The 6,489-nt window shown below is 72.2% G+C and carries 5 protein-coding genes; all 5 read right to left on the bottom strand.

Features of this window, described 5'->3' with window-relative positions; genetic code table 11:
• Nucleotides 1-14: 14 nt before the first annotated feature.
• Complete coding sequence (locus tag JHAT_RS01330; protein ID WP_077796120.1) at nucleotides 15-536, bottom strand: DUF4240 domain-containing protein; 522 nt, start codon at nucleotides 534-536, stop codon at nucleotides 15-17.
• Between the two features lie 56 nt (nucleotides 537-592).
• Nucleotides 593-1,600 (bottom strand): YafY family protein, encoded by a 1,008-nt coding sequence (locus tag JHAT_RS01335; RefSeq protein WP_077796146.1) that lies wholly within the window; start codon nucleotides 1,598-1,600, stop codon nucleotides 593-595.
• Between the two features lie 72 nt (nucleotides 1,601-1,672).
• Nucleotides 1,673-4,375, bottom strand: a complete 2,703-nt coding sequence (gene aceE / locus JHAT_RS01340) for a pyruvate dehydrogenase (acetyl-transferring), homodimeric type (protein ID WP_077796121.1) — start codon at nucleotides 4,373-4,375, stop codon at nucleotides 1,673-1,675.
• A 365-nt stretch (nucleotides 4,376-4,740) separates the two neighbouring features.
• Nucleotides 4,741-5,364: a GntR family transcriptional regulator gene (locus JHAT_RS01345; RefSeq protein WP_077796122.1), complete on the bottom strand. Its 624-nt coding sequence runs from the start codon at nucleotides 5,362-5,364 to the stop codon at nucleotides 4,741-4,743.
• Nucleotides 5,365-5,573: 209 nt separating this feature from the next.
• Nucleotides 5,574-6,489, bottom strand: a 916-nt coding sequence (sucB, locus tag JHAT_RS01350; protein WP_077796147.1) for a 2-oxoglutarate dehydrogenase, E2 component, dihydrolipoamide succinyltransferase, incomplete at its 5' end; no start/stop codon positions are given.

The following is a 6,489-nucleotide window of genomic DNA, read 5'->3' on the forward strand; positions in this document are numbered from 1 at the left end:
ACGGCCGGGGTGCCTCAGCGCTCCCGGAAACGCTCCCACAGCCTCGGCAGCCGCTCGGCGACGGCCCGGTCGTCCTCCAGGTCGATCGGGGCGCCCAGCGGTTCCGCCGGCGCGGGAGCGATGCCGAGGTCGGGGGCGACGGTGCCGGTGAGCTGCTCGTAGGCCTCGTCGGCCGCGTAGCCCAGCTCCTCCCCGTCGCCGTCCAGCTCCTCGTCGAAGTCGTCCAGCAGCTCGGCGAGCGCGTCGGGGTCGTGCACCGCGCCCTCGTACACCTCGCGGCCCTGGCCGATCAGCCAGCACCGGAAGTAGTCGAAGGCGTCGTCGCTCGCCCCGCCGAGCAGCACCCACGCGGCACCCCACAGGTCCCACGTGCAGGCCCGGTTGTAGCGGGCCTCGAAGTGGCGGGCGAAGTCCAGGACGAGGTCCGGGTCCAGCCCGAGGAGCCGCTCCAGAAGCAGGTCGGCCTGTTCCTCGGGATCGCCGCCGGCGTCCCGCCGGGCGGTGTCGATCAGCTCCCAGAACTCCGTCTCGTCCATCACGGCTCCAGCATCGGCCCTGGAGGGACGCGACGCACGTGGAGCGGAGCGGGCCGTCACGCCCCGGTGGGCCGCCGGGCCGGCCGGGTCTCCTCCCCGTACAGCGCGGCGAGCCCCCGGGCGTCCCGGGCGAAGCGTTCGCGCAGGTCCCCGGGCGCCAGCACCTCCGCCTCCGGCCCGAGCGCCCTCAGCTGGCCGTGGGCGACCTCCTCGGACTCCACCGGCAGGGTCACCGTCACCCACCCGTCCGCGTCCGGCGCGCCGGCGGTCTCCAGGGCCTGACGGGCGGACAGCGCCTCGACGGCGTGCGGCAGCGCGCGCAGCCCCCGCGGGGACAGCCGCACCACGACCTCGGTGCGCAGGATCGAGCGCGCGAACTGCTCGGCCCGCTCCGCCCAGAACGCGGGCAGGTCGAACTCCTGGTCCCGCGCGAACCGCTCCCCGCCCGGCTCCACCGCCGTGAACCGGTCGATCCGGTACACCCGGAACGAGCCACCGTCCGGCACCCGCGCGCACAGGTACCAGACCCCCGCCTTCAGCACGAGCCCGTACGGCTCCAGCTCCCGGACGACCTCCTCCTCCCCGCGCCGGTAACGCGCGGCGAGCCGCCGGTCGTCCCACACCGCGTCCGCGACCGCCGGCAGCAGCTCGGGCGTCTCCGGCTCCCGGAACCAGTTCGGCGCGTCCAGGTGGAACCGCTGGGCCGCCGTACGGGAGGCGTCCCGCAGCGAGGGCAGCAGCGCGGCCGACACCTTCAGCCGGGCCGCCGACGCCGCGTCCTGGAGCCCCATCTCGCGCAGCGCCTCCGGCACCCCGGACAGGAACAGCGCCTCCGCCTCGGACCGGGCCAGCCCCGTCAGCCGCGTCCGGTACCCGCCGATCAGCCGGTACCCCCCGGCCCGGCCCCGCTCCGCGTACACCGGCACGCCCGCCTCCGACAGCGCCTGCGCGTCCCGCGTCACGGTCCGCTCCGACACCTCCAGCTCCTGGGCCAGCTCGGCGGCGGTCATCGACGGACGGGACTGGAGCAACAGCAGCATCTTGATGAGGCGGGCAGCGCGCATGCCCACATCATGCAGGAGGCCCCCGCCGGGGCGGGGGCCTCCTCACAGGTCAGAGCCTCACAGGCCAGAGCCTCACAGGCCGTAGCGCTCGCGCGCCTCCTTCACGGCCGTCGCCTGGACCTCGCCGCGCCTGGCGAGCTGGGCCAGGGCCGCGACCACGATGGACTCGGCGTCGACGCCGAAGTGACGGCGGGCGGCCTCACGGGTGTCCGACAGACCGAAGCCGTCGGTGCCCAGCGAGGACCAGTCCTGCTCGACCCACTGCGCGATCTGGTCCGGGACCTGGCGCATGTAGTCGGAGACGGCCAGCACCGGGCCCTCGGCACCCTGGAGCGCCTGACGGACGTACGGCACCCGCTCCTCGCCGCGCAGCAGCGCCGCGTCGGCCTCCAGCGCGTCCCGGCGCAGCTCGGTCCAGGAGGTCGCGGACCACACGTCGGCGGCCACGCCCCACTCCTCGGCGAGCATCCTCTGCGCCTGGAGCGTCCAGTGGATCGCCGTGCCCGAGCCGAGCAGCTGGATCCGCGGGGCGTTCGCCGTCGGGGTCAGCCCCGCCGACTCCGCCGTGTTGAAGCGGTACAGGCCCTTGACGATGCCCTCGTCGACGCCGGGGGCCGACGGCTTGGCCGGCTGCGGCAGCGGCTCGTTGTAGACGGTCAGGTAGTAGAAGACGTTCGGGTCCTCGCCCGGGGCCGTCTCGCCGTACATGCGGCGCAGACCGTCCTTGACGATCGTCGCGATCTCGTACGCGAACGCCGGGTCGTACGACAGCGCGGCCGGGTTGGTCGCCGCGATCGCGGGGGAGTGGCCGTCCGCGTGCTGCAGGCCCTCACCGGTCAGCGTGGTCCGGCCGGCCGTGGCGCCGACCAGGAAGCCGCGGCCGAGCTGGTCGCCGAGCTGCCACATCTGGTCGGCCGTGCGCTGCCAGCCGAACATCGAGTAGAAGATGTAGAACGGGATCATCGCCTCGCCGTGCGTCGCGTACGACGTCGAAGCGGCGATGAAGTCGGCCATCGAACCGGCCTCGGTGATGCCCTCGTTGAGGATCTGGCCGTTCGTGGCTTCCTTGTAGTACATCAGCTGGTCGCGGTCGACCGGCTCGTACGTCTGGCCCTTGGGGGAGTAGATGCCCAGGGACGGGAAGAGCGACTCCATGCCGAAGGTGCGCGCCTCGTCGGGGACGATCGGCACCCAGCGCTTGCCGGTCTCCTTGTCGCGGACCAGGTCCTTGACCAGGCGGACGAAGGCCATGGTGGTGGCCACGTTCTGCGAGCCGGAGCCCTTGTCGAAGGACGCGAACGCCTTGTCGGCGGGCGCGGGCAGCGGCGCCAGCGGGTGCACGCGGCGGGCCGGGGCCGGACCGCCGAGGGCGGCGCGGCGCTCCTGGAGGTAGCGGACCTCGGGGGAGTCGGCGCCCGGGTGGCCGTAGGGGACCACGCCGTCGACGAAGGCGCTGTCCGCGATCGGCAGACCGAGCAGGTCGCGCATGTCCTTGAACTCGTCCACCGAGAGCTTCTTCATCTGGTGGTTGGCGTTCTTGGACGCGAAGCCCTTGCCGAGGGTGTGGCCCTTGACCGTCTGGGCCAGGATCACGGTCGGCGCGCCCTTGTGGGCGAGCGCGGCCCTGTACGCGGCGTAGACCTTGCGGGACTCGTGGCCGCCGCGCGAGTAGTGGAAGCACTCGAGGATCTTGTCGTCGCTCAGCAGTTTCGCCATCTCGACGAGCGCCGGGTCCTTGCCGAAGAAGTCCTCGCGGATGTAGGCGGCGTCGCGCGTCTGGTACGTCTGGACCTGGGCGTCCGGTACCTCGCGCAGCCGGCGTACGAGCGCGCCGGTGGTGTCGAGCTGGAACAGCTCGTCCCAGGCCGTGCCCCACAGCGACTTGACCACGTTCCAGCCGGCGCCGCGGAACTGGGCCTCCAGCTCCTGCACGATCTTGAAGTTGGCGCGGACCGGACCGTCGAGGCGCTGCAGGTTGCAGTTGATGACGAAGGTCAGGTTGTCCAGGCCCTCGCGGGAGGCGAGGGTGAGCGCGGTGGTGGACTCGGGCTCGTCCATCTCGCCGTCGCCGAGGAACGCCCACACGTGGGAGTTCGTCAGGTCCTTGATGCCGCGGCTGGTCAGGTAGCGGTTGAACCGCGCCTGGTAGATCGCGGAGATCGGGCCGAGGCCCATGGAGACGGTGGGGAACTCCCACAGCCAGGGCAGGCGGCGCGGGTGCGGGTAGGACGGCAGGCCGTTGCCGCCGGCCTCGCGGCGGAAGTTGTCCAGCTGCTCCTCGGACAGGCGGCCGTCGAGGAAGGCGCGGGCGTAGATGCCGGGGGAGGCGTGGCCCTGGACGTAGAGCTGGTCGCCGGAGCCGTCACCCTCCTTGCCCTTGAAGAAGTGGTTGAAGCCGGTCTCGTACAGCCAGGCCGCGGAGGCGAAGGTGGCGATGTGGCCGCCGACGCCGTACTTGCTGCCGCGGGTCACCATCGCCGCCGCGTTCCAGCGGTTCCAGGCGGTGATCCGCTGCTCCATCTCCTCGTCGCCGTCCACGGTGGGCTCGGCGGAGGTGGGGATGGTGTTGACGTAGTCCGTCTCGAGGAGCTTCGGCAGGGCGATGCCGGCGCCCTCGGCGCGCTCCAGCGTGCGGCGCATCAGGTACGCGGCACGGTGCGGCCCGGCCGCCTGGGTGACGGCGTCCAGGGAGGCCTGCCACTCGGCGGTCTCCTCGGGGTCGCGGTCCGGGAGCTGGTCGAGCTCGCTCGGCTGGATGGCGTTGGGGTCGGTCATGTCGCCGCCTTCCTCAGTCGAAGGGGGTTCCCTCAAGTCAAGGGTTCGGGGGTGCCCTAGGTCTTTGGCAGGACAGGGCTGGAGCTTGGGGTGCAAGCCCGTCGGTGACTGTAACTCCCTGATCGATGATCGATCAAAGGGTTGAGGGGCAAAACCTCTCGATCCCGAGAAAGTCGGCACGGGGTGCCTCCGGCGGTGGCACGGGGTGACTGTCCTGGCGGGCGTTCGTGCAGGTGAGCGCGGGGGAGCTCGGGTGGTTCGGTGATGCGGCGGCCGCCGGTGCGCCGTGGCCGATCGCGCCCGCGCGGCGGAGCCGCGCACGGGTGCCGCCCACGCCCCTCCCGGGGGGCACGGCCCCGGAGTCGTCAGGCGCGGGGTGCGCAGCCCAGGACGTGGGACTTGACCAGGTCGGCGATCCGCGGGTCGCGGCGACGGAACGCCGCGACCAGCTCCTCGTGCTCCTCCGCGTACGACTGCTGCACCGTCCCCAGCCACCGTATCGACAGCGCCGTGAACACCTCGATGCCCAGCCCCTCCCACGTGTGCAGCAGCACCGAGTTGCCGGCCGCCCGCACCAGCTCCCGGTGGAAGCCCACCGTGTGCCGCACCTGGGCCGTCCCGTCGGCCACCCGGTCGGCCTCGTAGAGCGCGGCCACGTGCGGTTCCAGGACCGAGCAGTCCTCGGCGAGCCGCTCCGCCGCCAGTTCCGCCGCGATGGCCTCCAGGCCCGCCCGGACCGGGTAGCTCTCCTCCAGGTCGGCGGCGGTCAGATTGCGCACCCGCACGCCCTTGTTCGGCGCCGACTCGATCAGCCGCAGCGACTCCAGCTCGCGCAGCGCCTCCCGCACCGGGGTCTGGCTGACCTCCAGCTCGGTGGCGATCCGCCGCTCCACGATCCGCTCGCCCGGCTGCCAGCGTCCACTGATGATCCCTTCCAGGATGTGCTCGCGGATCTGTTCGCGCAGCGAGTGGACGACGGGCGCGGTCATGAGAGCTCCTTCGGGAAGGGCCCCTTTCGGCCCCCTGGGGCGTTCGACGTTTAGACAATACGGCCGTCACGCCGGGCGGGAGGGGCGCACGGGGGCGCTTTTACGCAGGTGAGACGAGACTTACACAGCGTGCCGCCGCCGGAACGCGACGGTGCCCCCGCCCGGGAAGCTCCGGGCGGGGGCACCGTGGGGGCCCACTGGCAGGGGAATTACAGGCCGAGCTCGACCTCGAACTCGCCCGCCTCCAGGATTGCCTTGACCGCCGTCAGGTAACGGGCGGCGTCGGCGCCGTCCACCAGGCGGTGGTCGTAGGACAGGGTCAGGTACGTCATGTCGCGGACGCCGATGACCGTGCCCTCCTCCGTCTCGATGACGGCCGGACGCTTGACCGTGGCACCGATGCCGAGGATGGCGACCTGGCCCGGCGGCACGATGATCGTGTCGAACAGCGCGCCGCGCGAACCGGTGTTGCTGATGGTGAAGGTCGCGCCGGACAGCTCGTCCGGGGTGATCTTGTTGGCGCGGACCTTGCCCGCCAGCTCGGCCGTGGCCTTGGCGATGCCGGCGATGTTGAGGTCACCGGCGTTCTTGATGACCGGGGTCATCAGGCCCTTCTCGGAGTCCACCGCGATACCGACGTGCTCGGTGTCGAAGTAGGTGATGGTCCCCTCGGCCTCGTTGATCTTGGCGTTGACGGCCGGGTGGGCCTTCAGCGCCTGGGCCGCGGCCTTGACGAAGAACGGCATCGGGGAGAGCTTGACGCCCTCGCGCGCCGCGAAGGAGTCCTTCGCCCGGGCACGCAGCTTCATCAGGCGGGTGACGTCGACCTCGACGACCGACGACAGCTGGGCCTGCTCGTGCAGCGCCTTGACCATGTTGTCGCCGATGACCTTGCGGATGCGGGGCATCTTGACGGTCTGGCCGCGCAGCGGGGAGGCCTCCAGGGTGGGGGCCTTCTTCGCGGCGGGCGCGGCGGCAGCGGCGGCCGGAGCCGGAGCGGCGGCCTTCGCGGCCTCGGCGGCGGCGGTGACGTCCTGCTTGCGGATGCGGCCGCCGACGCCGGTGCCCTTGACGGTGGACAGGTCGACGCCGTTCTCGGCGGCGAGCTTGCGCACCAGCGGGGTG

Source organism: Streptomyces sp. JHA26 (genome assembly GCF_002005565.1).
In the GTDB taxonomy this organism is placed as follows: domain Bacteria; phylum Actinomycetota; class Actinomycetes; order Streptomycetales; family Streptomycetaceae; genus Streptomyces.